The organism is Mesorhizobium sp. CA8 (genome assembly GCF_020164955.1).
In the GTDB taxonomy this organism is placed as follows: Bacteria; Pseudomonadota; Alphaproteobacteria; order Rhizobiales; family Rhizobiaceae; genus Mesorhizobium.
In genome coordinates, this window is sequence record NZ_JAIUHG010000034.1 from 38,805 (window position 1) to 65,349 (window position 26,545).

General features: G+C 64.3%; 31 protein-coding genes and 1 pseudogene. 16 read left to right on the forward strand and 16 right to left on the reverse strand.

From position 1 onward, the window contains the following. The first annotated feature begins 80 nt into the window (after nucleotides 1–80). Nucleotides 81–437 carry a MerR family transcriptional regulator gene (locus tag LB553_RS27455; protein ID WP_224517940.1) on the forward strand — a complete coding sequence of 119 codons (357 nt, stop codon included), beginning with the start codon at nucleotides 81–83 and terminating at the stop codon, nucleotides 435–437. Next, complete coding sequence (locus LB553_RS27460; protein WP_224517941.1) at nucleotides 434–1,033, forward strand: short chain dehydrogenase; 600 nt, start codon at nucleotides 434–436, stop codon at nucleotides 1,031–1,033. Before LB553_RS27455 ends, LB553_RS27460 begins: the two co-directional genes overlap by 4 nt. 48 nt (nucleotides 1,034–1,081) lie before the next feature. On the opposite strand, the gene LB553_RS27465 is transcribed toward LB553_RS27460, so the two are convergent. Both LB553_RS27465 and rlmN read right to left on the reverse strand, forming a co-directional pair. Further along, nucleotides 1,082–1,549, reverse strand: a complete 468-nt coding sequence (locus tag LB553_RS27465) for a hypothetical protein (RefSeq protein WP_224517942.1) — start codon at nucleotides 1,547–1,549, stop codon at nucleotides 1,082–1,084. Beyond that, on the reverse strand, nucleotides 1,546–2,778 hold the full coding sequence (gene rlmN, locus LB553_RS27470; RefSeq protein WP_224517943.1) for a 23S rRNA (adenine(2503)-C(2))-methyltransferase RlmN: 1,233 nt from the start codon (nucleotides 2,776–2,778) through the stop codon (nucleotides 1,546–1,548). Before rlmN ends, LB553_RS27465 begins: the two co-directional genes overlap by 4 nt. A gap of 373 nt (nucleotides 2,779–3,151) precedes the next feature. On the opposite strand from rlmN, the gene LB553_RS27475 reads away from it, so the two are divergent. Both LB553_RS27475 and LB553_RS27480 read left to right on the forward strand, forming a co-directional pair. Beyond that, nucleotides 3,152–3,451, forward strand: coding sequence for a hypothetical protein (locus tag LB553_RS27475; RefSeq protein ID WP_224517944.1), 300 nt, complete (start codon nucleotides 3,152–3,154; stop codon nucleotides 3,449–3,451). A 179-nt stretch (nucleotides 3,452–3,630) separates the two neighbouring features. Further along, complete coding sequence (locus tag LB553_RS27480; protein WP_224517945.1) at nucleotides 3,631–4,983, forward strand: chloride channel protein; 1,353 nt, start codon at nucleotides 3,631–3,633, stop codon at nucleotides 4,981–4,983. A 27-nt stretch (nucleotides 4,984–5,010) separates the two neighbouring features. Here LB553_RS27480 and LB553_RS27485 read toward each other — a convergent pair whose 3' ends face one another. The 8 genes from LB553_RS27485 to LB553_RS27515 all read right to left on the reverse strand — a co-directional run bounded on the left by LB553_RS27485 (nucleotide 5,011) and on the right by LB553_RS27515 (nucleotide 9,668). Further along, nucleotides 5,011–5,769 (reverse strand): DUF4336 domain-containing protein, encoded by a 759-nt coding sequence (locus LB553_RS27485; RefSeq protein WP_224517946.1) that lies wholly within the window; start codon nucleotides 5,767–5,769, stop codon nucleotides 5,011–5,013. A gap of 33 nt (nucleotides 5,770–5,802) precedes the next feature. Beyond that, nucleotides 5,803–5,931: a hypothetical protein gene (locus tag LB553_RS30615; protein WP_263484265.1), complete on the reverse strand. Its 129-nt coding sequence runs from the start codon at nucleotides 5,929–5,931 to the stop codon at nucleotides 5,803–5,805. 145 nt (nucleotides 5,932–6,076) lie between these two features. After that, nucleotides 6,077–6,334: a hypothetical protein gene (locus LB553_RS27490; protein WP_224517947.1), complete on the reverse strand. Its 258-nt coding sequence runs from the start codon at nucleotides 6,332–6,334 to the stop codon at nucleotides 6,077–6,079. Between the two features lie 92 nt (nucleotides 6,335–6,426). Further along, nucleotides 6,427–7,215 carry an anti-sigma factor family protein gene (locus LB553_RS27495; RefSeq protein ID WP_224517968.1) on the reverse strand — a complete coding sequence of 263 codons (789 nt, stop codon included), beginning with the start codon at nucleotides 7,213–7,215 and terminating at the stop codon, nucleotides 6,427–6,429. Continuing rightward, nucleotides 7,199–7,732 carry a sigma-70 family RNA polymerase sigma factor gene (locus LB553_RS27500; protein ID WP_224517948.1) on the reverse strand — a complete coding sequence of 178 codons (534 nt, stop codon included), beginning with the start codon at nucleotides 7,730–7,732 and terminating at the stop codon, nucleotides 7,199–7,201. Before LB553_RS27500 ends, LB553_RS27495 begins: the two co-directional genes overlap by 17 nt. 446 nt (nucleotides 7,733–8,178) lie before the next feature. After that, the gene (locus tag LB553_RS27505; protein WP_224517949.1) at nucleotides 8,179–8,685 is read right to left on the reverse strand and encodes an invasion associated locus B family protein; all 507 of its coding nucleotides are present in this window, start codon (nucleotides 8,683–8,685) and stop codon (nucleotides 8,179–8,181) included. Between the two features lie 242 nt (nucleotides 8,686–8,927). After that, nucleotides 8,928–9,290, reverse strand: coding sequence for a YkvA family protein (locus LB553_RS27510; protein WP_224517950.1), 363 nt, complete (start codon nucleotides 9,288–9,290; stop codon nucleotides 8,928–8,930). An 84-nt stretch (nucleotides 9,291–9,374) separates the two neighbouring features. Then, nucleotides 9,375–9,668 (reverse strand): 4a-hydroxytetrahydrobiopterin dehydratase, encoded by a 294-nt coding sequence (locus tag LB553_RS27515; RefSeq protein WP_224517951.1) that lies wholly within the window; start codon nucleotides 9,666–9,668, stop codon nucleotides 9,375–9,377. Between the two features lie 107 nt (nucleotides 9,669–9,775). Here LB553_RS27515 and LB553_RS27520 point away from each other — a divergent pair, with 107 nt between their 5' ends. Further along, nucleotides 9,776–10,057 carry a hypothetical protein gene (locus LB553_RS27520; protein ID WP_411962276.1) on the forward strand — a complete coding sequence of 94 codons (282 nt, stop codon included), beginning with the start codon at nucleotides 9,776–9,778 and terminating at the stop codon, nucleotides 10,055–10,057. On the opposite strand, the gene thpR is transcribed toward LB553_RS27520, so the two are convergent. Together thpR and LB553_RS27530 are read right to left on the reverse strand one after the other, a co-directional pair. Further along, the gene (gene thpR / locus LB553_RS27525; protein ID WP_224517952.1) at nucleotides 9,964–10,557 is read right to left on the reverse strand and encodes an RNA 2',3'-cyclic phosphodiesterase; all 594 of its coding nucleotides are present in this window, start codon (nucleotides 10,555–10,557) and stop codon (nucleotides 9,964–9,966) included. The genes LB553_RS27520 and thpR overlap by 94 nt on opposite strands. Before the next feature lie 153 nt (nucleotides 10,558–10,710). Further along, complete coding sequence (locus tag LB553_RS27530; protein ID WP_224517953.1) at nucleotides 10,711–11,355, reverse strand: arylesterase; 645 nt, start codon at nucleotides 11,353–11,355, stop codon at nucleotides 10,711–10,713. An 83-nt stretch (nucleotides 11,356–11,438) separates the two neighbouring features. On the opposite strand from LB553_RS27530, the gene LB553_RS27535 reads away from it, so the two are divergent. From LB553_RS27535 to LB553_RS27550, 4 genes are all read left to right on the forward strand, one after another. Next, nucleotides 11,439–12,137 carry an ABC transporter ATP-binding protein gene (locus LB553_RS27535; RefSeq protein ID WP_224517954.1) on the forward strand — a complete coding sequence of 233 codons (699 nt, stop codon included), beginning with the start codon at nucleotides 11,439–11,441 and terminating at the stop codon, nucleotides 12,135–12,137. Nucleotides 12,138–12,178: 41 nt separating this feature from the next. Further along, complete coding sequence (locus LB553_RS27540) at nucleotides 12,179–14,677, forward strand: ABC transporter permease (RefSeq protein ID WP_224517969.1); 2,499 nt, start codon at nucleotides 12,179–12,181, stop codon at nucleotides 14,675–14,677. 260 nt (nucleotides 14,678–14,937) lie between these two features. Further along, nucleotides 14,938–15,678, forward strand: coding sequence for a Bax inhibitor-1/YccA family protein (locus tag LB553_RS27545; RefSeq protein WP_224517955.1), 741 nt, complete (start codon nucleotides 14,938–14,940; stop codon nucleotides 15,676–15,678). 117 nt (nucleotides 15,679–15,795) lie between these two features. Further along, nucleotides 15,796–16,377: a GNAT family N-acetyltransferase gene (locus LB553_RS27550; RefSeq protein WP_224517956.1), complete on the forward strand. Its 582-nt coding sequence runs from the start codon at nucleotides 15,796–15,798 to the stop codon at nucleotides 16,375–16,377. A 114-nt stretch (nucleotides 16,378–16,491) separates the two neighbouring features. Here the strand turns inward: LB553_RS27550 and LB553_RS27555 are convergent, their stop codons facing one another. Both LB553_RS27555 and LB553_RS27560 read right to left on the reverse strand, forming a co-directional pair. After that, nucleotides 16,492–16,878, reverse strand: a complete 387-nt coding sequence (locus LB553_RS27555; protein ID WP_224517957.1) for a DUF2794 domain-containing protein — start codon at nucleotides 16,876–16,878, stop codon at nucleotides 16,492–16,494. 683 nt (nucleotides 16,879–17,561) lie between these two features. Continuing rightward, nucleotides 17,562–18,350 carry a DUF1223 domain-containing protein gene (locus tag LB553_RS27560; protein WP_224517958.1) on the reverse strand — a complete coding sequence of 263 codons (789 nt, stop codon included), beginning with the start codon at nucleotides 18,348–18,350 and terminating at the stop codon, nucleotides 17,562–17,564. 185 nt (nucleotides 18,351–18,535) lie between these two features. Here LB553_RS27560 and LB553_RS27565 point away from each other — a divergent pair. Beyond that, nucleotides 18,536–19,208 (forward strand): annotated as a pseudogene (locus tag LB553_RS27565) (ceramidase domain-containing protein). Nucleotides 19,209–19,319: 111 nt separating this feature from the next. On the opposite strand, the gene acnA reads toward LB553_RS27565, so the two are convergent. Further along, nucleotides 19,320–22,010, reverse strand: coding sequence for an aconitate hydratase AcnA (gene acnA, locus LB553_RS27570; RefSeq protein ID WP_224517959.1), 2,691 nt, complete (start codon nucleotides 22,008–22,010; stop codon nucleotides 19,320–19,322). 283 nt (nucleotides 22,011–22,293) lie between these two features. On the opposite strand from acnA, the gene ccmA reads away from it, so the two are divergent. The 4 genes from ccmA to LB553_RS27590 all read left to right on the forward strand — a co-directional run bounded on the left by ccmA (nucleotide 22,294) and on the right by LB553_RS27590 (nucleotide 24,606). Next, nucleotides 22,294–22,902, forward strand: a complete 609-nt coding sequence (ccmA, locus tag LB553_RS27575) for a heme ABC exporter ATP-binding protein CcmA (protein ID WP_224517960.1) — start codon at nucleotides 22,294–22,296, stop codon at nucleotides 22,900–22,902. A gap of 178 nt (nucleotides 22,903–23,080) precedes the next feature. Further along, nucleotides 23,081–23,746, forward strand: a complete 666-nt coding sequence (ccmB, locus tag LB553_RS27580; protein WP_140726388.1) for a heme exporter protein CcmB — start codon at nucleotides 23,081–23,083, stop codon at nucleotides 23,744–23,746. A 117-nt stretch (nucleotides 23,747–23,863) separates the two neighbouring features. Further along, entirely contained in the window at nucleotides 23,864–24,031 is a 168-nt protein-coding gene (ccmD, locus tag LB553_RS27585; protein ID WP_040996332.1) for a heme exporter protein CcmD, read from the forward strand. Beyond that, on the forward strand, nucleotides 24,028–24,606 hold the full coding sequence (locus LB553_RS27590; RefSeq protein WP_224517961.1) for a DsbE family thiol:disulfide interchange protein: 579 nt from the start codon (nucleotides 24,028–24,030) through the stop codon (nucleotides 24,604–24,606). Before ccmD ends, LB553_RS27590 begins: the two co-directional genes overlap by 4 nt. Before the next feature lie 166 nt (nucleotides 24,607–24,772). Here LB553_RS27590 and LB553_RS27595 read toward each other — a convergent pair whose 3' ends face one another. Then, nucleotides 24,773–24,937: a hypothetical protein gene (locus tag LB553_RS27595; protein ID WP_224517962.1), complete on the reverse strand. Its 165-nt coding sequence runs from the start codon at nucleotides 24,935–24,937 to the stop codon at nucleotides 24,773–24,775. Nucleotides 24,938–25,213: 276 nt separating this feature from the next. On the opposite strand from LB553_RS27595, the gene LB553_RS27600 reads away from it, so the two are divergent. Next, nucleotides 25,214–26,134, forward strand: coding sequence for an SMP-30/gluconolactonase/LRE family protein (locus LB553_RS27600; RefSeq protein WP_224517963.1), 921 nt, complete (start codon nucleotides 25,214–25,216; stop codon nucleotides 26,132–26,134). A 48-nt stretch (nucleotides 26,135–26,182) separates the two neighbouring features. Beyond that, entirely contained in the window at nucleotides 26,183–26,389 is a 207-nt protein-coding gene (locus tag LB553_RS27605) for a tautomerase family protein (protein WP_224517964.1), read from the forward strand. Nucleotides 26,390–26,545: the final 156 nt, after the last annotated feature.

The window sequence follows — 26,545 nt, forward strand, 5'->3', positions numbered from 1 at the left end:
CCGTTTCAGAGAAAAGTCCTTGACCTGGAGTTGCTCCAGGACGGTAGCTTGGTCTGCACAGTGTAGATCAAGGGCAAGGCATGCGGATTTCAGAGGCTGCGTCCGCCAGCGGGCTCGGTATCGATACCATCCGATACTATGAAAAGGCGGGCCTGCTTCCGCCCGTCGAACGAGGAAGAGATGGCAAGCGTCGCTTTTCGGCGGTGGACGTCGATTGGCTCGTCCTGCTGTCGTCCCTGCGCGACACCGGCATGCGGATGGAAACGATGCGGTACTTTGCGCGGCTCTACCAAAGGGGCGACGAAACGATCCCAGAGCGAAAGCGAATTCTTCTGGGCCACTCCGAACAGCTCGACAAGCAACGCGGGGTCCTGGACCGTTGTGCCGAAATCCTTGCGCACAAGCTGAAGCGGTATGACGAGATCGCAGCGTCATGAGGATTGTCGTTGTCGGTGCCGAGGGTGACATCGGCAAAGCCGTGTGCGCCGAGCTGGAAAGTCGCCACGAGATCATCAGGGCAGGTCGTTCCAGTGGCGACATCCGGGTCGACATGGCGAACCGCGCATCGGTCGATGCCATGTACGCAAGTTGCGGCAAGGTGGATGCCGTCGTTTCGACAGCAGGCGACGTTCATTTCAGTCGGTTGCACGACTATACGGAAGAGAGTTTCATGCTCGGTCTCAGGCACAAGGTGCTGGGGCAGGTCAATCTGGTCCTGGCAGGACTTGATATCGTCAACGAAGCGGGATCCTTCACGTTGACGAGTGGTGTGCTGGACCGCGATCCAATCCGAACGGGGGCGGCTGCAGCGACGGCGAATGGCGCCCTTGGCGGCTTCGTCGTCGGGGCGGCAATCGAAATGCCGCGTGGTCTGCGCATCAACGTGGTGAGCCCGGGGCTTCTGGACGTTTCCGTGCCACGGTATGGAGAATGGTTTCCCGGCCACGAACCTGTTTCTTCGAAACGGGTCGGTCTTGCCTACGCGAGGAGCGTCGAGGGAGCCATCACCGGAAAGGTGATCGTTATCGGATAGGCTGCTCCGGCACGCGCCAGCGAGGTCCGGCAAGCACGCTCCCCACACTTAAGCCCGCGGATCGGGCAGCGCCTCGCGGCGCCAGCTTCCGGCCCAGCGGCCGGCGGAGAGCCAGTAGAAGATGCCGCCGACCATGCCGGCGCCGATCACGGCCAATCTGGCGTTGGTCGCTGTGACATCGAAATCGGCGTCGCCCACACTATGGACGAAGCCGAGGAAGACGAGTGCGATGACGGCGCCGCCCAGCGCGTAAAACAGCCAGTCGCGCCGGCCGAGCACTTCGGCGATCAAAATGACGACCGCCGCCGGCATGAAGGCGAAATAGGCGACGAACAGCGCCACGAAAGGCACCGAGAAATAAAGCGCCGGCGCGATCGTCGGGTGCCCCGGCTCCAGAGGGTAACCGAAATAGCCGAGGAAAAGCGCGTTGAGGAAGGCGCTTGCCGCCAGCGAGCCGACGATATAGCCGACCAGGATGACGGCGAAGCGGACGAGATAGGCGATGATGCGCCTCACGCCTCGCCGTGCCCCGCGATCATCATGGCTTCGAGCGCCAGCCGGTCGACCTTGCGCATGCGTTCGGACTCCGACTTCAGCTGGCCGCAGGCGGCGAGGATGTCGCGGCCGCGCGGCGTGCGGATCGGCGAGGCATAGCCGGCATTGTTTATGTAGTCGGCAAACTTCTGGATAGTCTCCCAGTCCGAGCACTGGTAGTTGGTGCCGGGCCAGGGGTTGAACGGGATGAGGTTGATCTTGGCGGGAATGCCTTTCAAGAGCTTCACCAGCGCCTTGGCATCGTCGAGGGAATCGTTGACGTCCTTCAGCATCACATATTCGAAGGTGATGCGCTTGGCGTTGGAGAGGCCTGGATAGGCCTTGCAGGCGGCGATCAGCTCCTTCAGCGGAAACTTCTTGTTGATCGGCACCAGCAGGTCGCGCAGGTCGTCATTGGTGGCATGCAGCGAGATCGCCAGCATCACGCCGATCTCCTCGCCGGTGCGGAAGATTTCCGGCACGACGCCGGAGGTCGACAGCGTGATGCGCCTTTTTGACAAGGAAAGCCCGTCGCCATCGGAAGCGATCAGCAGCGCCTTCTTCACCGCCTCGAAATTATAGAGCGGCTCGCCCATGCCCATCATGACGATGTTGGACACCTTGCGACCCTCGGCCGGCACAATGGCGCCGTCCGGCGTGTCGCGGTCGGGGAAGTCGCCGAGACGGTCGCGCGCGGTGAGCAACTGGGCCAGGATCTCCTCGGCGGTGAGGTTTCGCACCAGCTTCTGCGTGCCGGTGTGGCAGAAGGAGCAGGTCAGCGTGCAGCCGACCTGCGAGGAGATGCAGAGCGTGCCGCGGCCTTCCTCGGGAATGTACACGGTCTCGATCTCGACGGGGCGGCCGGCCCCGCGCGGCGGAAAGCGGAACAGCCATTTGCGCGTGCCGTCGGAAGAGATCTGCTCCTCGACGATCTCCGGCCGCGCGACGGTGAAATGCTTGTCGAGTTCCGCGCGCAATTCCTTGGAGATGTTGAACATATGCGCGAAGTCGGAAACGCCGCGCACATACATCCAGTGCCAGAGCTGCTGGGCGCGCATCTTGGCCTGGCGCTCCGGCACGATGCCGGCGCCGACAAGCGCTTCGGCGAGCTCGGCGCGGGTCAGGCCGATCAGCGACGGCTTCTCGGCCGGTGCTGCGCGGCGCAAGGCGTCACGAGCGCCTTCGGCGGTAAGATCAAGCGAAACGGTCATGGTGGCGCCAATATAAGCGATTTGCGGCCGATTTCAGCATCGGCCGCACGGGAAGCGCGGCGCATAGCACAGCTCGGCGCCGGAGTCATGCGCCCGGGCTTTCCTTCTCCCAAGCCGGCATCGATGTCGTGCGGCCCAGCCGGTCCCGCGTCCCACCACACCGGGCTGCTTTATGTCTCGACCGATGCGAAGCGATAGCTATTTCGACTGGCACGGAGGTCAACAAATTCTGACACCTGCCTGAGCCAGGGGCGTAACGCGGCCGGCTGCCCATCTGAAACTCGATCACATATTCGTGTTGACGTAATCATTCGAGCTGCGCCGGCGAACCGGAAGAGGGCGACCATGCCCCTCAACAATGGGAGTTGTTCAGATGCACTCAATCAAGCTCGCACTCATTGCCGGCCTCGCCGGTCTTTGCGCCTCGCAAGCCTTTGCCGAAGATACAATGGGCGCCATGACCATGATGAAGGGCGGGCAGGTCACCGCGATCATGCCGGACGGTCACATGGGCACAATGATGCCGGACGCCAAGATGAGCGCCGAAATGATGAAGATGGCCAAGCCGATCAAGCATTGCATGATGATGATCACCGACGCCAAGGGCAAAGCCTACATGATCGATACGTCGACCAAGAAGGCCCAGGCCGAATGTGAAAAAATGGCGATGTGACCTCGCCGATCCTGCGTGCCGACCTCCCCGCCGGCCGGTACGCCGGCGGGTTATCCGCCATCCGGTAACGTCCCCTTGAGCACCACTCCTCGACCTGACTGACATAGCGTCGGGCTCGCCCTAGCGGGTTGATCGACCCGGCGACTGTGCTAGGGCGGGTAACCATCAAGAGGACGGTCATGGCCGGCATATCCCGAAAATACCGCATGCTGCGGCGTTCCCACGCCATGTGGATGTCGCGGCGCGTCTGGCAACCGCGCCTCGTCTTCTGGGCCGGCGCCATCTCGATCGGCCTGATCAGCGTCCTGTTCGCCCTGCTCGCCGACCGGGCGCAGGCCCTGTTCCTTGCCGTGACTGGCAACGACGGCGGCTGGCGCTTCTATCTGCCACTTGTGGCGACGCCGCTCGGTTTCGTCTTTTGCGCCTGGCTTGCGCATTCCTTCTTTCCGGGGTCGCAAGGCAGCGGCATTCCGCAGGCGATTGCGGCACGTCACCTGCGCGACGAGGACGACCGCAGCCGCATCCTGTCGCTGAGGCTGGTGGTGGGAAAGATCGCGCTCACTATCGTCGGCCTCGCCTGCGGCGCCTCTATCGGCCGCGAAGGCCCGACGGTGCAGGTCGGCGCTTCGCTGATGCTGCAGGCGGCGCGATGGGGCGGCATGGCACAGGCACGCGGCCTGATCCTGGCAGGCTCCGCCGCCGGCATCGCCGCCGCCTTCAACACACCGCTTGCCGGCATCGTCTTCGCCATCGAGGAAATGGGCCGCGCTTATGAGGCGCGCACCAACGGGCTGGTGCTGACGGCGGTGATCCTGGCCGGCCTCGCTTCGCTCGGGCTGCTCGGCAACTACCCCTATTTTGGCGTCGCCAAGGATACGGTCGCCTTCGTTGCCGACTGGCCGCTGGTGCTCGCCTGCGGCATCATCGGCGGCGGTGCCGGCGCGCTGTTCTCACTGCTGGCGCTCAACGTCATGCGCCGCATCCGGCGCTGGAACGCACTGCAGCCGCTGCCACGCACTCTGGTCGTGGCGGCTATCTGCGGGCTCGCCGTGGCGGTGATCGGCGTCGCCTCCGGCGGGCTGACATTCGGCACCGGCTATGTGCAGGCGCGCGGCGCGATCGAAGGCACACCGCTGCCGGCCTTCTTTTTCGTCGAGAAATTCGCCGCTGGTCTCTTGTCGATGGTGTCGGGCATTCCCGGAGGCCTCTTCGCGCCGTCGCTGGCGGTGGGCGCCGGCCTTGGCAGCACGCTCGGCCTGGTCTTCGGCACGGCCACCGGAACCGCGGCGCTGCTCGGCATGGCCGGCTATTTCGCCGGCGTCGTGCAGGCGCCGATGACGGCCTTCGTCATCATCCTCGAAATGACCGGCAACCACGACAATGTGATCGCGCTGATGTGCGCGGCGATGCTGGGCTACGGCACGGCGAGGCTCATCTCCAACGAACCGCTCTACCATGCGCTGTCGCGCGTCTTCATCGCCGAAGCGATCCGGCGGCGGCGGGCGGAGACGAGCGAAGCGGTGAAAGTCTAGTCTAGCAGCTTCGAAGGTGGGCGATCGTCACAAGACCCAACGGAACGCGCGCCTGAGTTCGTCGGCGCCGTCTCTGTCATACCACCGGCCATGGGCAATTATGACGCGTTCCGGATGCCAGGCGAGCATCTGGTGAACGGCCGCCCGCAGAGCCCGGCGACGGCGAAAGAAGCTCAGCCGCATGTCGATGGGCGCCTTGCCGTCCGGATCGGCCGCGCCGGCGAGCCTGACGAGAAGCCTCAGAAACCAACTGTGAATCCGGCCTGGCTCGAAGTTCTCGATCAGGTCGGTGAGGACCAGCGTTCGCGTGGCGCGGTGAAACAGAACGGCTTCGGTGAGGACGCCGCCGCGCACGACCAACAGGTCGACCTCGGCCAGCCAGGGCGAGCCGCGTCCCACCAGCAGCCGGTCCACCGCGATCGGACGCTTCGCCCGCTCCCGCAGGCCGCGCACCGCCAAAACCTCCGCCTTGGGGATGGCTGCTTTCCAGTCGGGAAGCCACCAGCAGTGAAGGGAATTCGGCGCAACCAGGAAGCGGACCGGCGCCAAAAGCTCGACCGCGGACCGGAGCGCGGGCGTCAGCGCCACGGGCGAATGCAGGATCAGGTCGCCATTGCGAAGCCGTATGACCGTCATGCGAGTGGTGAAGGGAAATTCAAACGGTCCGACGCCAAAGCCGATTCGTGGCCCGTCCACGATCCACAGATCGGGAGCGACGGGTTTCAGGATATCGATCGGCTCGTAAAGTTCCAGACTGGACCGGTCAGAGGGATGTTCCTGGGGCATGGCTGCTCGCCGATAACTCGAACCGCGATCCGGTCAGCAGAAACGGTCCGGCGTCACATAGCCATATGGCGCGCCTTCGTGGGGAGGGAAGCGCGCGGCTCCACGCATCGCCAGCCACTCGCGAAGCGCGGTACGGATCGTCTCCATGCGAGCGGGCTTCATGATGGGCCTCAGAATCGGACCGGTTTATTTCCTCTTTTCGTGAAAACGGCCCGGCAACCCCAAGCCGAGATGCCGGGCCGTTGGGAAACGCCCGCGCGCAGCGCTTCCCGGGTCAAGTTCCCAGGTCACCGGCGGAGCCGGTGACCTACGGCGGCGTCTCGTTCGCGCAGGCGATCAGCGGGACGGTCGAAGCCCGCAGCCGCGCTTGCGACAGCCACAATTGACGGTGCTCCCGTGACAAGCCCTTCATCGCGTTCCGAGCCGCCGAGGTGATCTCGAATGCCCCGCAGGCGGCACACTGGAATTCCACCTTGCGCAGGGTGACCTCGGCTTCCAGGGACACGCCGGCGCAAACCGGACAGGTGGACGGATAGTATCTCCTTTCGAAGGACTGGACGTTCATCGTGTGGACCCATCCGACAGCATGCGGCAGGGGCGGGCTTTGAACTCCAACATCGGGCGCATTCTTTTCCCTTCTGCGACCGGCGGCCACGATCAGCCTCTTATCTTCGGCGCAACGCCGCGACGCGTGGCGACCTCGATCTGCTTTGCTTCCACCTCGAGCCGATCCGGTGCGGCCGATCCCATCAGCGCGTAGGCCGTGCCCCCGGACTGCCAATAGACCGTCGGCACGCGGCCGTCGGTGGCGGGCGTCGGCGGAACGGCGCCCTCGCCGTTCATCGGAGCGGCGACAAGCGTGATACGCCCGACGCTCGGCGTATCCGCCGTCACCACCAGGCTCTGCTGCCCGTCCCAAGGCTGCACCTGGACATCCTTGACCACCCATGCGGAGGGCAGCGTCGGCATGCTGACGTTGACGGCGCCAACCAGCCGCTGGATCTTGTCCTGCTTGAGCTCGACGCCCTTTTCGGGACCCGCATTGAGCTGCGCGACGCGCAGCGCATCCCGCGCGGCCAGGATGAAGGTTTCGTCGGCTGTCCTGCCGCCCTGGCGAAGCGGAACGGTCAGCGAGTTGGCCGACCACCCGATCGCGACCAGGGCGACAGCGGCGGCCTGAAGCCTGAGCATCGCGAACATCCGCCTGCGGCGAAGCGCCTGTTCCAGCTGTCTCGCCTTTTCGACGGTCGCGCCGGGCGGGAACAATCGCCGGGGCTGGGAATCGCGCAGCGCTTCCATGCGTTGCGCGTGGGCAAACACCGCCGCCGCCAGCTCGGGCTCGCGGGCAAGCCGGGCCTGCAGCTCGGATCGCTGCGACGGCGACAGCTCGCCATCCAGCAAACGGCCGATATCCTGTTCGGAAACGCGATTATCGGGCCACATCACGCCCTCCAATGATCTTCAAGTGACGGGCGGCTGCGCTGTCCATATCTTCCATGTTGTTCTTCAAGGCCGTGCGAGCCCGGCTGAGGCGGGACATCACGGTTCCCGTCGGCACGCCCAGCAGGTCGGCCGCCTCGGCATAAGTGAAGCCCAGGACGCCGACGAGATGCAGTATTTCGGCTTGGTCGGTCGGCATGCGGGCGAGGGCCCTGGTGACGTTGGACAACTCGGCGCTGTGCTCCTGCGGCGGCGGCAAGGCCGCATCCGACAGGTCGGCGATCGATGCGAGGCGCCGCCTGTCGGCATCGGCACGGCTGGCGCCGGTGAAGAAGGTGTTGCGGACAATCCTGATCAGCCAGGGCAGCAGCGGCCGGGAGGGATCGTAGCTGCCGGCCATCGAGAGCGCACGGGCGAGAGCTTCCTGCACCAGGTCATCGGCGTCGGAATCATTGCCGGTGAGCACCCTGCCGTAACGCCACAGATCCTCCAGATGCGGTATGACGTCGAACTTCGGTTTCATCCCATCTCATGCCGCCCGTCTCATGTCGCCCGCTTCAAGCCGGATTGGCGCAAGCCGGGCCTATCTTGCCTGCGCTGCCCGGCCGGAGCCGGCGTGAAAGACGGCCCAGCGGTCAGGGACAGGGGACAGGCAACCGCTGGGCCGGATGGGAGCGTGCTCCTCCCGACTGCAAGCCCTGAAAGACGCTCGTCCCCAGTGCTTGCCGCCGCTCCCTGTTTCGACGTGGCCGTGCAGATGACGGCCACTTCAAAGAGCGTTCTCCCTCTTTTGCCCCATCTACCGGTCTCGGCCGGAAACTATTCCGTTCGCCACGCAATTTTTTGAAGATAGCCGCAGGCGATCGCCGGCGCGCGGAATCGACCAGCGCCGACGCAAGGACAAAGCCGAATGCAAAGGGCCGGACCTGGCGGCCCGGCCTTTGCGTCAAATCCGGATGTCGGCTTGGCCTATTTGCACTTGGCGATGGAGGCCAGCGCGGCCGAGATGCCCTTCAGCGAGAAGACATAGGAGGTGGGGTTGCCGCGGCCGGACTTGGCCTGCACCTTCATGTCGGAGCCGGTCTTCATGGCGGCGATCAGCACCGGCTCCTCGGCGGCGTTCTCGACCCAAGCCGACTTGCCGCGGGTGAACATCGAGAAGGTCTTCTTGTCGATGGTGACGGTGGCCTTCGAGCCTTCCTGGAAATTGTAGCCGGCGATGAACTGCGGCTCGTAGGAAACCTGCTGTCCCGGACGCTGGCTGACGAAGAAGAACATGTCGCCGTGATCGAGCGAGGGGGGCTGCTTGTCGGTGGGCACGGTGAGCACATAGCAGACCTTGCCTGCCTTCGACTGATAGCTGTAGGTGCCCCAGGCATTGTGCTGGCCGATCTTCGTCGCCTGCTGAGCCAGCGCCGGCACTGCGAAGCTGGCCGCCAGGACCAGGCCGGAAATTGTAGCAATCAATCCGCGCATCGTTCTTCCCGTATTCCAAATGGTGCGGAGGCGGGCCGCGTGGCGTCCTGCCGTCGCTTCATTTTGATTTAATCAGGGTTACCAAACGGTGAATTGTCCTCGAAGAAAAGGAGCTCACCCCAGGAAACCGCCACCATCGCGCCGCCGCCTGTGGTTGTCGGCGCGTTGTCCCGGCGCGGAGTTGGAGGCCACGAAAACGGCAAGAGTTTGTCTTTTCGAACGCGCTGATTTGCGGGCGTAAGTCAGCTCTTGTCGGCCAACGCATCCCTGGCGGCCTGCCTGTGGGCAGGCGTGATGTGGGCGCTGACGGCGGTGATTGCGGCAGTCAGCACGGCGAGGTCGTCGGTGTAGCCGAGGCCGACGACGAAATCGGGAATGAAATCGAACGGCAGGACGAAATAGCCGAGCGCGCCGAGCAGGGTGGCCTTGGCGCGCAGCGGCGTGTCCCTGTCCATGGCGCAGTAATAGGCGGCAACAACTTCGTCCATGAACGGAATCTGCCGCGCCGCCTTCTTGGCGGTGCGCCAGAATTTTTCGCGGACCTCGCCTTCGCCGGCGAGCTTGTCGCCGAAGCCGAAGAAATCGAAACCGGTACGTTGCGTCATCAGCCGCTCCTTAGCGGCCATGCGCATCGTTGCACCAGCCCGCCGCGGGAAAATGTGGTGAAAGCGGGAGGCTGCTACAAGAGTTCAGCCGAAATACCGGTTCATCCGCTTTGCCAACTCGATATCCAGCGCCGTCACGCCGCCGGCGTCGTGCGTGTTCAGCGTCACTTCGACGGTCTTGTAGACATTCGACCAATCCGGGTGGTGGTCCATCTTTTCGGCCGCCAGCGCCACGCGGGTCATGAAGGCGAAGGCCTCGGAGAAGTTCTTGAAGACGAAGCTGCGCTTGATCGAAGCGCCGTCGACGGCAAGCGACCAGCCGTCGAGTTCCGCAAGCGCGGCGGCGATCGCTTCCTTGCTGAGTTTTTCCCTGTTCATGTCCGGTCCCTGTGCTAGTCGGAAGTGATCCAACCATAGCGCCGGATCGATGAGCGCAAAGCCCATAAAATCCATTCTGTTCGTTTTGCCTCGGCAACATCTGCAAGGTGCTGCCGGGGGATTTTTCGCGCTTCGACCTGATCCTCGGCATGGGCCGGGCGAATGTGCGCGACCTCAAAGCGCTGGCGCCGCAGGCCGCGCGCGACCGCATCCATCTCTATCTGGATTTTGCCGCGGGAAAGGCCGAGGACGTTCCCGATCCCTATTACGACGGCGCCGAGGCCTTCGCCTCGATCTACCGCATGATCCGCGAGGCGTCGGAAGCGCTGGCGAAGCGGCTCGAGGCCAGCGTTTCGCCGACCAGCGGCCACGCCTCCTCGACGATGTAGGGGCCGCCGCCGACCGAATCACGCGACGACATGAGGACGAAGCGGCCGACACGGAAGGGCAATGCCGCGAAATTGCCGCGCGCCGAAAGATATTGCGCGACATCAAGCGGGCTCCCATTGCGCAGGCGCGCCAGGGTTACATGCGGCGAGAACTTGCGCGGATCGGCCGGCAGGCCGAGCCGCTGGCAGATGCGGTCGATCTCGCCCTGCAGCGCCGTCAGGTCCGGCGAGGCCGACACGCCGGCCCACACCGCATGCGGCTTCTTGCCGCCGAAGGCGCCGACGCCGGAGAGCGTCATCTGGAAAGAGGGGCGGTCGACCCTGTCGAGGGCGTTGGCGATCTCGTCGGCGACATGGCCCTCGACATCGCCGATGAAACGCAGCGTCAGATGGTAGTTTTCGACATCGATCCAGCGCGCTCCGGGCAGCCCGCCGCGGAGCAGGGACAAAGAGAGTGCGGCATCACGCGGAATTTCGAGGGCGGTGAAAAGACGTGGCATGTGAAGCCTCCTGTCCTCGAATCGAAACTCTCGGCCCTAGCGAATCATCGATATAAGCGCGGGGCAAGCGGTTTGTTGTCCACAGGGTTTCCCCAGCGGAAAGCGGTGGCGTTCCGGAATCACGGCGGCCCGCCCTTATGACGGTCCACCCCCTCATGACGGGCCACCATTGTCGGCGATCGCCTTCTCGACCACGGGAAGGATGCGCTCGACCATGACATCGACCCCCTTGGGATTGGGGTGCAGGCCGTCATCGAGCTGGCGGTCGGGATGGCCGGCGACGCCGTCGAGAAAGAACGGATAGAGCGGGACACGGTATTTTTCGGCAAGCCGCGGATAGATGGCGTCGAAGGCCTTCTGGTAGTCGGCGCCGAGATTGGGCGCGGCGCGCATGCCGGCCAGAAGCACCGGAATGTTGCGCTGCTTCAGCTTGCCGAGCATGGCGTCGAGATTCTTCTCGGCGATCTCGGGCGAAAGGCCGCGCAGCATGTCGTTGGCGCCGAGCTCGAGGATCACCAGCCTTGTGCCGTCCGGCACCGACCAGTCGAGCCGCGCCAGCCCGCCGCTCGACGTGTCGCCCGACACGCCGGCATTGGCCACGGCGACATTGAGGCCCTTCGCCTTCAATGCCGCTTGCAGCCTGTCGGTGAAACCCTGGCCGGGGCCAAGGTTGAAGCCCGCCATCAGGCTGTCGCCGAAGCCGACGATGGTAAAGGTGACGGCGCGCGCCGGCGAAATGGCGCCGCAAAGCGCGAGGAAAAGGATGAGGACTGCGGCAGAACGGTGTTTGAATGCCATGCGGCGAGCCCCATATGACCGAAACAACCCAAGGAAGGAGACACAGACCGTCTCCTTTTTTTCACATATAGGGCACTTTCATTGTGACAGAAGCCGTCATCGCGCTGAGGGACGTATCGCTGACGCTCGGCGAGGGCGCGTCCTCCGTCCACGTGCTGAAGAACGTCAGCCTCGACGTCGCGGCCGGGCAAGCCACCGGCATTGTCGGCCCGTCCGGTTCCGGCAAGTCCACGCTGCTGATGGTGCTTGCCGGCCTGGAAAGGGTCGATTCGGGCACGGTCCGGATCGCCGGCGAGCTGATCAACGACAAAAGCGAGGACCAGATGGCTTCGTTTCGGGGGCGAAACATCGGCATCGTGTTCCAATCCTTCCATCTCATCCCCAACATGACGGCGCTGGAAAATGTCGCGGTGCCGCTCGAGCTTGCCGGCCATGCCGATCCGTTCGGGGTGGCCGCGCGTGAACTCGCGGCGGTCGGCCTGAGCGACCGCGTGACGCATTATCCGGGCGAGCTTTCCGGCGGTGAGCAGCAGCGCGTGGCGATCGCGCGGGCATTGGCGCCGTCGCCGCGCATCCTCATCGCCGACGAGCCGACCGGCAATCTCGACCAGGCGACGGGAAAGCAGATCGCCGATCTTCTCTTCGCCAAGGCGGCGGAACGCGGCATGACGCTGGTGCTGGTCACGCATGATCCGGCGCTTGCCGGGCGTTGCGCGCGCCAGATTTCGATGCGCTCGGGGCGAGTCGAGGACGCGCCCCAGCTGGCGAAGGTGCCGGCTTGACGCGGACATTGAAGCTCGCCATCCGCTTCTCGCTGCGCGAGATGCGCGGCGGCCTGTCCGGCTTCATGATCTTCCTGGCCTGCATTGCGCTGGGCGTCGCGGCGATCGGCGGCGTCAATTCGGTGGCGCAGGCGATCTCCGCCGGCGTCGCCGATCAAGGCCAGACGCTGCTTGGCGGCGATTTGCGCTTCCAGATCAACCAGCGCAGCGCTTCGGACGCCGAGCTCGGCTTCGTCCGGAGCCTCGGCACGGTTTCGCTCAATTCCGGCATGCGCTCGATGGCGCGGCTGGAGGACGGCTCGGACCAGGCGCTGGTCGAGGCCAAGGCCGTCGACGACGCCTATCCGCTCTACGGCGCGCTGGAAACCGATCCGGCGCTGCCGAAGGAGCAATTGTTCGGTGAAAAGTCCGGCGTGTTCGGCGCCGCCGCGCCCGACCTTTTGTTCGACCGGCTCAATCTTCACATCGGCGACAGGTTGAACCTCGGCAGCGCCATTTTCGAGTTGCGGGCGCGGTTGGTCAGCGAGCCGGATGCGGTCTCGGACGGTTTCGGTTTCGCGCCGCGGCTGATGATTTCGCGCCAGGGCCTCGCCGCATCCGGCCTGGTGCAGCCAGGCAGCTTGGTCGAGAATGCCTATAAGGTGCGGCTGCCCGACGGCACGTCCGAGGCGCGGATCAAGGATATCCAGGCTCAAGCCGCGAAGGATTTCCCGCAGGCCGGCTGGTCGATCCGCACGCGCAGCAACGCCGCCCCCGCGCTCTCCGCCAATATCGAGCGATTCTCGCAATTCCTGACGCTCGTCGGGTTGACGGCGCTGGTGGTCGGCGGCGTCGGCGTGGCGAACGCCGTGCGCGCCTATCTCGACGGCAAGCGCGGCGTCATTGCCACCTTCAAGAGCCTCGGAGCTTCGGGCGGCTTCGTCTTCACCGTCTATCTGGTGCAGATCCTGTTGATCGCAGGCTTAGGCATCGTGCTCGGGCTCATCCTTGGGGCCGTGATGCCGTTCGTGGCGAGCGCGCTTCTGCAATCCGTCATCCCCGTGCCGGCGCAAGGCGGCTTCTACCCAGGCGCGCTCGCTCTTGCCGCATTCTTCGGCCTGCTGGTGACGCTGGCCTTCGCGCTTTTGCCGCTCGGCCGTGCCCGCGACGTGCCGGCGACGGCGCTGTTCCGCGAAATGGGATTCGAGAGCCGCGGTTTGCCTCGCCTGCCATATGCGGGTGCGGCGCTGGCAATCGTCATCGCGCTGGCGGCGCTGGCGATCCTCTCGGCCAACGACCACCGCATCGCCTCGATCTTCGTCGGCGCCACGGTCTTTGCCTTCCTGGTGCTGCGGCTGGTGGCGGTGCTGGTGCAATGGGCGGCGAAAAAGAGCCGGCGCGCGCGTTCCGTGTCGCTGCGGCTGGCGCTAGGCAACATCCATCGTCCGGGCGCGCTGACGCCCTCGGTGGTGCTGTCGCTCGGCCTTGGGCTGACGCTCTTGGTGACGCTAGCGCTGATCGACGGGAATCTGCGGCGGCAGATCTCCGGCAGCCTGCCGGAGCGGGCGCCGAACTTCTTCTTCGTCGACATCCAGAGCAGCGACGTCGATGCCTTCGCCAGCCTTGTCGGCAGGGAGTCGCCGCGAGGCACGCTGGTCAAGGTGCCGATGCTGCGCGGCCGCATCATGGCGCTCAACGGCGCCGATGTCGACAAGCTGAAGATCCCAGCCGACGGCGCCTGGGTGCTGCGAGGCGACCGCGGCCTGACCTATGACGCCAAGCAGCCGGACAACGCGACGCTGACCGAAGGCGCGTGGTGGCCGCAGGATTATTCCGGCGAGCCGCTGGTGTCGTTTTCGGCCGAGGAGGGCAAGGCGATCGGGCTGAAGCTTGGCGACACCGTGACCGTCAACGTGCTCGGCCGCAACGTCACGGCCAAGATCGCCAATTTCCGCCAGGTCGAGTGGGAGACGATGGGCATCAATTTCGTCATGGTGTTCTCGCCCAACACCTTTGCCGGGGCGCCGCATGGCTGGCTGGCGACATTGACCGACAAACAAGCCACCACGGCCGACGATGCAAGGCTGCTCAATGCCGTTACCCGCGCCTTTCCCGCGGTGACGACGGTTCGCGTCAAGGACGCGCTCGACATCATCAACCGACTGGTCGCGCAGCTGGGCACGGCGATCCGCGCCGCCGCCGGCGTGGCGCTGATCGCCTCGGTGCTGGTGCTCTCCGGCGCTTTGGCCGCCGGCAACCGGGCGCGCATCCACGACGCTGTGGTGCTGAAGACGCTCGGCGCAACGCGCCGGACGCTGATTACCGCTTTCTCGCTGGAATATGCGTTGATCGGCCTTGCGACCGCACTGTTCGCGCTTGCCGCCGGCGGCATCGCCGCCTGGTTCGTGGTCGCGCATATCATGACGCTGCCGTCGCATTTCATGCCGGAAGTGGCGGTGGCGACTATCCTGGTTTCGCTGACAGTCACCGTCGGTATCGGCCTTGCCGGCACCTGGCGGGTGCTCGGCCACAAGGCGGCGCCGGTGCTGCGCAACCTCTGACCGGGAGGTTTCCGGGCGTTCACCCGGTTAAATCTTTGTGAGCCCGGTTAAATTTTTGTAAGAAAGGCGGCCGGAAGCGGCGAAAACCGGCCTTTTGCTTTCTTACAAAGCGTTACCGCTCGTTACCGTCTTGTTCTTGACGTCGAGAACGCTCATATTTTGCGCAGGCATGCTGGAGCTCCGCCAGCGGCGCCTGGTCCCAACGGGTCATCCAGAAAGGACCTGTCACCGGACGGGGCAGAAGCAACAGAGGATTTCCAATGGCTGATCCCATTCGCAACTACCAGACGTCCGCCGCCCCCGGCGCGCGCGTCGATATCGATCAGGGCCTGCGCGCCTATATGATCAAAGTCTATAACCTCATGGGGCTTGGCCTTCTGATCACCGGCCTTGCCGCCTGGGGCGCCTTCCAGCTCGCCGTCACGGGCGACGGCCAGCTGACCGCCTTCGGCCAGCTCATCTATGCAAGCGCGTTCCGCTGGGTCGTCATCCTGGCGCCGCTCGCGGCGGTGATGTTCCTGTCGTTCCGCATCCAGTCGATGAGCGTGGCGGCGGCGCAGGCCACGTTCTGGGTCTATGCCGGCCTTGTCGGCCTGTCGCTGTCGACGATCTTCCTCGTCTACACCGGCACCAGCATCACCCAGACCTTCTTCGCCACGGCCGCGGCCTTCGGCGGTCTGTCGCTCTACGGCTACACGACAAGGCGCGACCTGTCGGCGTTCGGCTCGTTCCTAATCATGGGCGTGATCGGCCTGCTGATCGCGATGCTGATCAACATCTTCCTGCAGTCGTCGGCGCTCGCCTTCGCCATCTCGGCGATCGGCGTGCTGGTCTTCGCGGGCCTGACCGCCTACGACACGCAGAAGATCAAGGAGATGTATTTCGAGGGCGACGTCGCCGACGTTGCCGGCCGCAAGGCGATCATGGGCGCGCTGCAGCTCTATCTCGACTTCATCAACCTGTTCATGTTCCTGCTGCAGTTTATGGGCGACCGCCGCTAAGGGCAGTTGCCCGGTCCCAGTGGACCAAAGACTTTGCGAAGGGCGGCCCAACGGCCGCCCTTTCTTTTTGCGCGGTCCTTTGCTGTTATCGAGGCGGGAAAGAGAACTGCACAAATTATGAGCACTGTTGCCATCAGACCCGCCACCGCGGCCGACCTCGACCGAATCACGGAGATCTATGCCGATGCGGTCACGCATGGCACAGCGAGCTACGAGTTGGAGCCGCCCAGCCGCGCCGAAATGGGCAACCGATTCGACGCTCTGGCGGCCGGCGGCTTTCCGTATCTCGTGGCCGAGAAGAACGGCGCCGTGCTCGGCTATGCCTATGCCGGGCCGTTCCGGCCGCGCCCGGCCTACCGGTTCGTCATCGAGGATTCGGTCTATGTCGCGCCGGAGGCCAAGGGACAGGGCGTGGGCTCGCTGCTGATGCAGGCGCTGATCGAGGCGGCGCGCGCGGCGGGTTTCCGCCAGATCATTGCGGTGATCGGCGACGGCCACGCGGACAGCGCTTCGGTGCGGCTGCATGAGAAGCTCGGCTTCCGCCATTCCGGGCGCCTGGAAGGCTCCGGCTACAAGCACGGACGCTGGCTGGACACGGTGTTCATGCAGCTGTCGCTGAACGGCGGCGCGACGCTGCCGCCGGATCCGGATTCCCTGCCGGAACGGAGGTTCCGGGGTTTAAGAGGAAATGAAAATTGAAGAATTGAAGAATTAGGAATTGAGGAGCTGAAGAACTGAAGAACTGAAGAATTGAAGAAGAGGCGCTCAGGGCCTGCTGGAGCCGCGGCTTTTTTTCTCGGTTATTCAATTCCCTCAGGCTTCGACGAGCTTCAGCTTGGCATCGAACACGCCGAGCACGCGGCCGAGTTCCTGGCCGCGTTTGAGGATGCGGCCACCTGCGGCGATCACGGCGAAAGCGCCTTGCCGGCGCGCCAGCTTCGGGTCCTTGACGATCTGGAACAGCGGCACTTCGCTGGCCCGGCGGAAGACGGAAAAGACAGCGCGATCCGTGAGATGGTCGATCGCATAGTCGCGCCATTCATTGGCCGCCACCATGCGTCCGTAAAGCCTGAGGATCTGGTCAAGTTCGCGCCGGTCGAATCGCACCGGCTGATCGAGGCGGGCGTTGCGCGCCTCATGCAACGGGATCAATATTCCGGATGCTTCCCCATCCTCCGTCCCGCTGCTGTGATCGGTCATGCCTCGATCCTTCGATTGAATCATGCGCCGGCCAAGGTTCGCGCTTTCATGGCGGAATTGCAAGGGCGCGATGGAATTGCCGCGGCAACTTAAGTGCGGGCGGTCGCGCGGTTTCCCAAACGTCCAGTCACGTTTGCGAAACACATGTTGGAATTGGTGATGCTCCGCCACATTCTCGCCACACATAATCCGCGCTCATGCCCCAATGTCCGACGAATTTACCGGCGTTGCCTGAGACGGTTCGGTCCGGCACCGGCTCGTAAACCCCAAGCCCCCCGCCCACGGGTCAGCGTCGGATCGAACCAACCTCGGTTTTCCTTGGAAAATCAGGTGCGACGATCCCAAAACCTAAATGACCGGCGTCAGAAGCAAGCTGACGCCGGTTTTTTATTTTCCTTCTCCCCTTGTGGAAGAAGGTGGATCGGCGCGCAGCGCCGGGACGGATGAGGGGTGTTCCAGCGGAGTGAGACGCTGGCCTTGCCTGCCGTCGCGCCCCTCCCTGTACAGCCGTTTTTGCCGAGCTGGAGCACCCTCATCCGTCGCCTTCGGCGACACCCCCGGCCGGGTCCCCGCTGCTTCGCAGCGTCCCGGCGTTCGCCGGCCTTTCATCGTGCCACCGGCACGATGAATTCGCTTCGCGAACCGGCTGCTCACCCCACAAGGGGAGAAGGGACGTGGGGGAGCTAAAGCCGGTCGGGCTTGCGGATAAAGGCGGCGCCGAGGATCGGGCCGGGCATGCCGTCCTTGCCGACCGACTGCAGCAGCACCGCGCAGCCGCCCTTCTTGGCGATCTCGGTCATCGGCAATTCGTAACGCTGCGCCTTGCCGTGCCACATGCCGGCGGTCTGGATGTCGGAAACGGCGTTCCAGTAGGTCAGGCTGCGGCCGCTGTTCTCGCCCTGGCCGATCTTCACCATCTGCGGCGGATCGAAATAGACGATCACCACATGGGCGTCGGTCGGGCCGTTGCCAGCGTCGCCCGCGTCGATCATGACGCGGTCGCTGGTGCGGCTCACCTTGATGCCTACCCGCATGCCCTCGCCGGTCCTGTCCATGCGGGCCAAGGCGCCATCGACTTCCTTGCGGTTGGCGCCGTTGACATGGCTGCGGCCATTGATGACGGCTTGCGGCGTGTAGACCGAGCGGCTGCCGAAGGCGCGCATATAGTCATATTGGCGCTCGGTGTTTTCCTTGTTGCTCAGCGTGTCCTGCCAGCCGAGATAGTCCCAGTAATTGACGTGGTAAGCGAGGGCGATGATGTCGTCCTTCCCGGCGAGCTCGGCGAAGAACTCGTCGGCCGGCGGACAGGAACTGCAGCCCTGGCTGGTGAACAGTTCGACCACGCCCAAAGGCTTGTCGGTCTGAAGCTTGCCGGTCACGGCCTTCTCAGGCTCGGCTGCCAGGGCCACGCCGCCCAACGCCGTAAGGGCCAGCGCTACTGCCGCAAGCCGCAATCGTCCTCGAAATGCCATGACTTTTCCAATTCCCACCGGTGACGCCGGCCTTGTTCTGATTGCTAAAATATGTGGCAGAAGCGCCAGTCAACGGGAAGTCACGTTGCGGTGAAATTTTTGCTGTTGCAGCCGCAGGTAAGCGCGCAATAGGAGGGGCGATTGCATTTCAAGGCGCGGTTCGATTCGGGGGCAGCATCCTCACCATGTGGCAAACTCTCCTGACCCCAGTCGATCTCTATTGCGAACGGACGGGGCCTGAACTTTGGGCGGAGCCGGCCAATGCTTTGACCAACGTGGCTTTCATTGCCGCGGGACTATGGGGCGTGTGGCAGGTGCGGCGCTACAAGACCGGTACTTTCGCCGAAATGCTGGCCTGGGGTAGTGGCGATCGGCATCGGCTCGACCTTGTTCCACACCTTCGCCAGCAAAGGCACGATCTGGGCCGACATCTTTCCGATCGCCGGCTTCACCCTGGCCTATACACTGTTCAACCTGCGGCGTTTCCTGGGCATGGACTGGGGCAAGGCGATCCTCGTCTTCGCCGCCTTCTATATCGTTGCCGGCCTGATCACCTATGCCGTGCCGGACTGGCTGCGCCAGGCCTCGAACGGCACGACGGGCTACCTGCCGCCCTTCCTGGCGCTCGCCTTCTTCGGGGCGTGGGTGTCAGCCACCGGCAACCGGGCCGGCTGGTACAATCTGACCGGATCAGCGATCTTCGTCGTCTCCGTCATCTGCCGCATGATCGACCCGCTGGTCTGCGCCAGCTTCCCGCTCGGCACGCACTTCCTCTGGCACGTCTTCAACGGCCTGATGCTGGCAATGCTGCTGGCCGCGACGGCGAGGTTTGGGAAAGCGAGGGCAGTAGGGCAGTAGGGCAGTAGGGCAGTAGGGCAGTAGGGCAGTAGGGCAGTAGGGCAGTAGGGCAGTAGGGCAGTAGGAATATCCTTCCCTACTCCCTTGCTGCCCTACTGCCTTATTCCCTTCTTAAGCAGCCAAGTCGCGCAGCACGTATTGCAAGATGCCGCCGTTCTTGAAGTAGTCGAGCTCATCCAGCGTATCGATGCGACAGATGATCGGCACGTTCTTCACCGTGCCGTCGCCGAAGGTTATTTTGGCGACCATCTTCTGACGCGGCTTGATCGTGTCCAGCCCGTCGATCTCGACCAGCTCGTCGCCCTTGAGATTGAGGGAAGCCCATGAGGTGCCCTCTTCAAAGACGAAGGGGATGACACCCATGCCGACCAGGTTGGAGCGGTGGATGCGCTCGAAGGACTGGGCGATGACCGCGCGGACACCAAGGAGATTGGTGCCCTTGGCCGCCCAGTCGCGCGAGGAGCCGTTGCCGTACTCGACGCCGGCGAAGATCACCAGCGGCACGCCCTCCTTCTTGTATTCCATCGCGGCGTCGTAGATCGACATCTCCTCCTTCGAAGGATAGTGGATCGTGTAGCCGCCTTCGCGGCCGTTCTCGCCCAGCATGTGGTTGCGGATGCGGATGTTGGCGAAGGTGCCGCGCATCATCACCTCATGATTGCCGCGGCGCGTGCCGTACTGGTTGAAGTCGGCGACACCAACGCCATGCTCGGTGAGATACTTGCCGGCCGGCGAAGCGGCCTTGATCGAGCCTGCCGGCGAAATGTGGTCGGTGGTGATCTTGTCGCCGAAGAGGCCGAGCACGCGCGCGCCCTTGATGTCGCCGACCTTGCCGAAGGCGCGGCCCATGCCGGCGAAATAGGGCGGGTTCTGCACATAGGTCGAGTGATCGTCCCAGGCATAGGTCTGGCCTTCCGGCGCCTTGACCTTCTGCCAGTAGGCGTCGCCCTTGAAGACGTCGGCATATTTGCGCGCGAACAGCTCACGGGTGACGTTCTTCTCGATGAACTCCTGGATCTCGGCCGAGGTCGGCCAGATGTCCTTGAGATAGACCGGCTTGCCGTCGCTGCCTTCGCCGAGCGGCTCGGTGGTGAGGTCCCTAGTCACCGTGCCGGCCAGCGCATGCGCCACCACCAGCGGCGGCGAAGCGAGGTAGTTCGCCTGCACGTCCGGAGAGACGCGGCCTTCGAAGTTGCGGTTGCCGGAAAGCACGGCCGCGGCGATCAGGCCCTTATCGTTGATGGTCTTCGAGATCGGCGCCGGCAGCGGGCCGGAATTGCCGATGCAGGTGGTGCAGCCGAAGCCGACCAGGTTGAAGCCGATCTGATCGAGCTCCTTCTGCAGGCCGGACTTTTCGAGATATTCGGCCACCACCTGGCTGCCGGGGGCGAGCGAGGTTTTCACCCATGGCTTCTGCTTCAGGCCGCGCCGGTTGGCGTTGCGGGCCAAGAGGCCGGCGCCGATCAGCACGCTCGGGTTAGAGGTGTTGGTGCACGACGTAATGGCGGCGATGACGACGTCGCCGTGGCCAAGATCGTAATCGGTGCCTTCGACGGCGTAGCGCTTCGAGATCTCGGCGGCCTTCTTGTATTCGGTCTCCATCGCCTTGGCGAAGCCGGCGGGGATGTCCTGCAGGGCGACGCGGCCCTCTGGGCGCTTCGGTCCGGCCATCGACGGTACGACGTCGCCGAGGTCGAGCTCGAGCAGGTCGGTGAAGACCGGATCGGCCGAGCCCGTATCACGCCACATGCCTTGCGCCTTGGAATAGGCTTCGACCAGCGCAATGCGGTTCTGCTCACGACCGGACATGGTCAGATAGCGGATGGTTTCGGAGTCGACCGGGAAGAAGCCGCAGGTGGCGCCATATTCCGGCGCCATGTTGCCGATGGTGGCCCGGTCGGCCAGCGTCATGTTGGAAAGGCCGGGGCCGAAGAACTCGACGAACTTGCCGACGACACCCTTCTTGCGCAGCATCTGGGTGACGGTGAGCACCAGGTCGGTGGCGGTGACGCCTTCCTTGAGCCTGCCGGTGAGGCGGAAGCCGATGACCTCGGGCAAAAGCATGGAGACCGGCTGGCCGAGCATCGCGGCCTCGGCCTCGATGCCGCCGACGCCCCAGCCGAGCACGCCGAGGCCGTTGATCATGGTGGTGTGCGAATCGGTGCCGACGCAGGTGTCCGGATAGGCGACGGTCTCGCCGTCTTCCGAATTGGTCCACACGACTTGGCCGAGATATTCGAGGTTGACCTGGTGGCAGATGCCGGTGCCGGGCGGCACGACGCGGAAGTTGCGGAAGGCCTGCTGGCCCCATTTCAGGAACTTGTAGCGCTCTTCGTTGCGCTCATATTCGAGCTCGACATTGCGGGCGAAGGCCATCGGCGTGCCGAACTCGTCGACGATGACGGAATGGTCGATGACGAGGTCGACAGGCACGAGCGGATTGATCTTTTCCGGGTCACCGCCGAGCGCCTTGATGCCGTCGCGCATGGCAGCCAGATCGACCACCGCAGGAACGCCGGTGAAATCCTGCATCAGCACGCGGGCCGGGCGATAGGCGATCTCGACACCGGCGGTGCCCTTGTCGGTCAGCCAGGCGGCGACCGCCTGGATCGATTCCCTGGTGACCGAGCGGCCGTCCTCGTTGCGCAGGAGATTCTCCAGCAGCACCTTCATCGAATAGGGCAGCCGGGCGATGCCGCTGAGGCCGTTCTTCTCGGCCTCGGCGAGGTCGAAATAAACATAGTCCGCGCCACCTGCGGTCAGGGTGCGGCGGCAATTGAAACTGTCGAGGGATTTCGTCACGGCGATCCGTCCTTGTCTGTTCAGCCTGAAAGGGAACGGACGCCGTTGGCATGCAATCACGCGCAAAGGTGCGGGTACGGCCATTTCCGCTGTCCGCTCCCAAGCAACCCGAGCCGTTCAAGGCGGCGCGTGCGCTGGTTCGGCGCTAGTTCTGATCCCGCGCCGACCGCTGGCACGGATGAACCGCATATAGAGAATTTCCCGGAATAGTTCTAGACAGTCGAAAGACGATTTTGCGTGAGCCGGAAACGGCCGCGGAACGGTGCTTTCAGGACGGGCAAGAATGCGGCTGATCGCCGAAAATCTAGGCGGTGAGCGCGGCGGCGAGACGGTCTTTTCCAACATCGGCTTCGCGCTGGAAAAGGGCGAGGCGCTCATCGTCACCGGGCCGAACGGCGCGGGCAAATCGACGCTGCTGAGGGTCGTCGCCGGGCTGCTGCCGGCCGCCCGGGGAAAGGTGCTTCTCGATGGTGGCAGCGAGGCTTTCCCGACGGTCGCCTCCGCCTCGCATTATCTCGGCCATCTCAACGCGATGAAGACGGCGCTCAGCGTCGAGGAGGATCTCGGCTTCTGGCGGGCGTTTCAGGGGGAGCCCGGACTGAACGTGGAAGAGGCGCTGGAGACGGTGGCGCTCGGCGGTCTCGGACATCTGCCCTTCGGTTATCTGTCGACCGGACAGAGGCGGCGGGCCTCGATCGCCAGGCTTCTGGTCAGCCGCCGGCCGGTCTGGCTGCTCGACGAGCCGACTGCCGGCTTGGACAAGGCCTCGGAGGAGCGGTTGGCGAGGCTGATGCGGGGGCATCTGCAGGATGGGGGGATCGTGGTGGCGGCGACGCATCTGCCGTTGGGGCTGGAAGGGGCGAAGGCGTTGAGGATGGGGCAGGTTCTTTGATGTCGGCACTCTACGGCGCCCCCCTCTGCCCTGCCGGGCATCTCCCCCTCAGGGGGGGAGATCAGCAGTTCAGGCGCCTTGCCGCGCTGGAGATTGGCGATGACATCCAATCTACCCCCTTGAGGGGGAGATGGCCGGCAGGCCAGAGAGGGGGGCCTGGGTGCAGGCGTCCGAAATCATGCTAGCCCTTTTCCTCCGCGATATCCGCCTCTCCATCCGCGCCGGTGGCGGGGCCTTGATCGGCGTCATCTTCTTCCTCGCCGTCATCGTCACGATTCCCTTCGGCGTCGGGCCCGACCTCAACCTCCTGTCGCGCATCGGCCCGGCAATCCTGTGGATCGCCGCTTTGCTTGCCTGCCTGCTCGGGCTCGACCGCCTGTTCCAGGCCGACCGCGAGGACGGCTCGCTCGATCTCCTGGTGCTCAACGGCGACCGCCACATGCTGGCGCTGACGGTGCTGACGAAATGCCTGGCGCATTGGACCGGCAGCGTGCTGCCGCTGGTGGTCGCGGCACCTCTGCTCGGCCTGTTCATGAATATGGAGCCGCTGGGCATCGGCGCCACGGCGCTCACATTGCTCGTCGGCACGCCGGCCATCACCTTCATCGGCGCGGCGGGCGCCGCGGTGGCGGTGGCGCTGCCGCGCGGCGGATTGCTGATCTCGGTGCTGGTGCTGCCGCTGACCATTCCGGTGCTGATCTTCGGCGTTTCGGCGAGCTATGGCGCGGTGGCCGATCCGGCGCCGTTCCTGCAGCCTTTCCTCATTCTTGCCGCGCTGACGCTGTTTCTTGCGGTGCTCGGTCCCTTGGCGGCGGCACTGGCGCTGCGGCACGGGACGGATTGAGACTATGAAAGCGTTGCCTCACTGCGGCACCGCGACAAATTGCGGATCGGCTGGTGCAAGGTTATGGAAAGACATGATCGGAACGGTTGACATGGCTACGAGCAGGGAGCGGTCGCTATGAGCGCACACGCCCTGTTCGTCACCGCCGCCTACGCCATCACGGCCGTCGTGCTGGCTGGCTTGATCGGCTGGATCCTGCTCGACCAGCGGGCGCGCAAGCGCGAGCTTGCCGCGCTGGAAGCGGCCGGGGTGCGGCGGCGCTCCGACAAGGCCGTCAAGCCATGAGCCTCGAAACCGAAGCTTCGGCGCCGCGCCGCCGCCTGTTCGTGCTTCTGCCGCTCTTGGTGTTCCTGGGGCTGGCGGGGCTGTTCCTGTCGCAACTGCTCTCGGGCCGCGACGCCTCGGAAATCCCCTCTGCGCTGATCGGCCTGCCGGCGCCGCGGACCAATCTGCCGCCGCTCGAAGGGACGAACCTGCCGGGGCTCGAGTCAAAGGACTTTGCCGGCAAGGTGACGCTGGTCAACGTGTTCGCGTCCTGGTGCGCACCGTGCCGGGAAGAGCATCCGGTGCTTCTAGGACTGTCGCAGGACAAGCGCTTCACGCTCGACGCACTGAACTATAAGGACCAGCCGGAAAACGCCCGCCGCTTTCTCGGCGATCTCGGCAATCCGTATCAGGCGATCGGCGTCGATCCAGCCGGGCGCGCGGCGATCGACTGGGGCGTCTATGGCGTGCCGGAGACTTTCGTCATCGGCAAGGACGGCAAGATTGCCTACAAGCATGTCGGGCCGCTGACGCCCGACTCCGTGAGAGCGTTGCTGTTGCCGCAGATCGAGAAGGCGCTGGCGGCGCCGGATTGATGCCCCTCATCCGGCCGCTTCGCGGCCACCTTCCCCGAGGGGAGAAGAAATTGGCGCCCGCGCTTAACTGCTCCTCGCCCCTCGGGAGAGGTCGGATTGTCCCGAATTGCTGTTCGCAATTCGGTTGGCAATCCGGGTGAGGGGGAATTCCCCCGGGCCGAAAGGCTCAGCCGTAGATCTGCTTGTGGATCTGGTAGAGCATCTCGGAACGGTCGGCGCGCAGATCGGCGAGATCGCGGCTGGACAGGTTCTCGATTTCGGCGACGAGGCGGTTGTAATGACGGCGCTTAGCCATGCGGGCGCGGGCGCGGGAGACAAGATTGTCGAACATGACAGGGTTCCTTCTTAGTTGTTCCTCCCTGACGATTGCCAGCATGACATAGGAATGGTGCGGCGCAAAAGAAAGATGTTGCAATGCACCATTGCGCTCAGCGCATAGCCGGTTAATTGCGGGCTAACAAACTATGTGCCCAGCACGGCGCGCAAGACCCGAACCGGTTCACGTTTTTCTCATCTGTCTTGTCCTACAAATTACCAGCCTCCCGTCTTGCCAGAACGGCTGCGGGCTGGCTTGATCCGCGCGTCACCTGATGCCGGGAGGAAATTGATGGCGGCCGCAGACTATTACGAAGTTCTCGATCCGCGCTTCGCGCGCCTGTTCAATGGCAACGCACAGGTGGAGAAGTTGTTCACCGGCTGCCGGTGGGCGGAAGGACCGGCCTGGTTCGCCGCCGGCCGCTACGTAGTCTGGTCCGACATCCCGAACAACCGCATGTTGCGTTATGACGAGACCGACGGCAGCGTCAGCGTGTTCCGGCAGCCGTCCGGCAATTCCAACGGCAACACCGTCGACCGGCAGGGCCGGCTGGTAAACTGCGAGCATTCCGGCCGCCGCGTCAGCCGCACCGAGCATGACGGCTCGGTCACCACCATCGCCGACAAGTGGAAAGGCAAGCGGCTGAACTCGCCCAACGACGTGGTGGTGCGCTCCGACGGCTCGATCTGGTTCACCGATCCGAGCTACGGCATCGACACCGACTATGAGGGCGACAAGGCCGAAAGCGAGATCGGCGCCTGCAATGTCTATCGCGTCGATCCGGAGACGGGCGAGGTCGAGGCCGTCATCACCGACATGGTGCGGCCGAACGGGCTCGCCTTCTCGTTGGATGAAAGCGTGCTCTATGTCGTCGACACCGGCCGCACGCATGGCGAGAAGAATCCTGCGCATATGCGCGTCTTCAATGTCGGCAAGCACGGCAAGAAGGTTTCGGGCGGCAAGGTGTTCGCCGACTGCACCGCCGGCCTGTTCGATGGGTTCCGGCTCGACTCGGACGGCCGCATCTGGACAAGTGCGGCCGACGGCATCCATTGCTACGACCCCGACGGCACGCTGATCGGCAAGGTCAAGGTGCCGGAAGTGACCGCCAACTGCGTGTTCGGCGGCAACAAGCTCAACTGTCTCTACATCGCCGGCACCACCTCGCTCTACATGGTGCGGCTGATGGTGAATGGGGCCAAGACCTATTGAGGCAAAGCAGTCTCGCGACGGCGTAAGAAGGTTCCAAGGGAGAACATCATGCCATTCGTCAACATCCGCATCGTCAAGGAAGTGATCGCCGCCGATCCGGCCGGCAAGAAGGCAGACATCGCCAAGAAGGTGACCGCGGCCATCATGGACGCTACCGGGCTTAGCAATGACGACGTCTGGGTGGTGTTCGAGGAAGTCAATGCCCGCGACTGGTATGTCGGCAAGACCGATGTCGAGACGCGGAGGAAGGGGTGACGGCTCTCCCGTCTCCCACAACAAGGGGAGAAGGGGAAGACGCGCCACTCATCGTCCGCCTATAACCCCCCCAAAACCCCATATGCGCTAAGATAGCTTTGGCATGGCTTGAAATTTGCGCTTTCGAGGTGGCTCGCGCCAACGATGTCGCAAGGC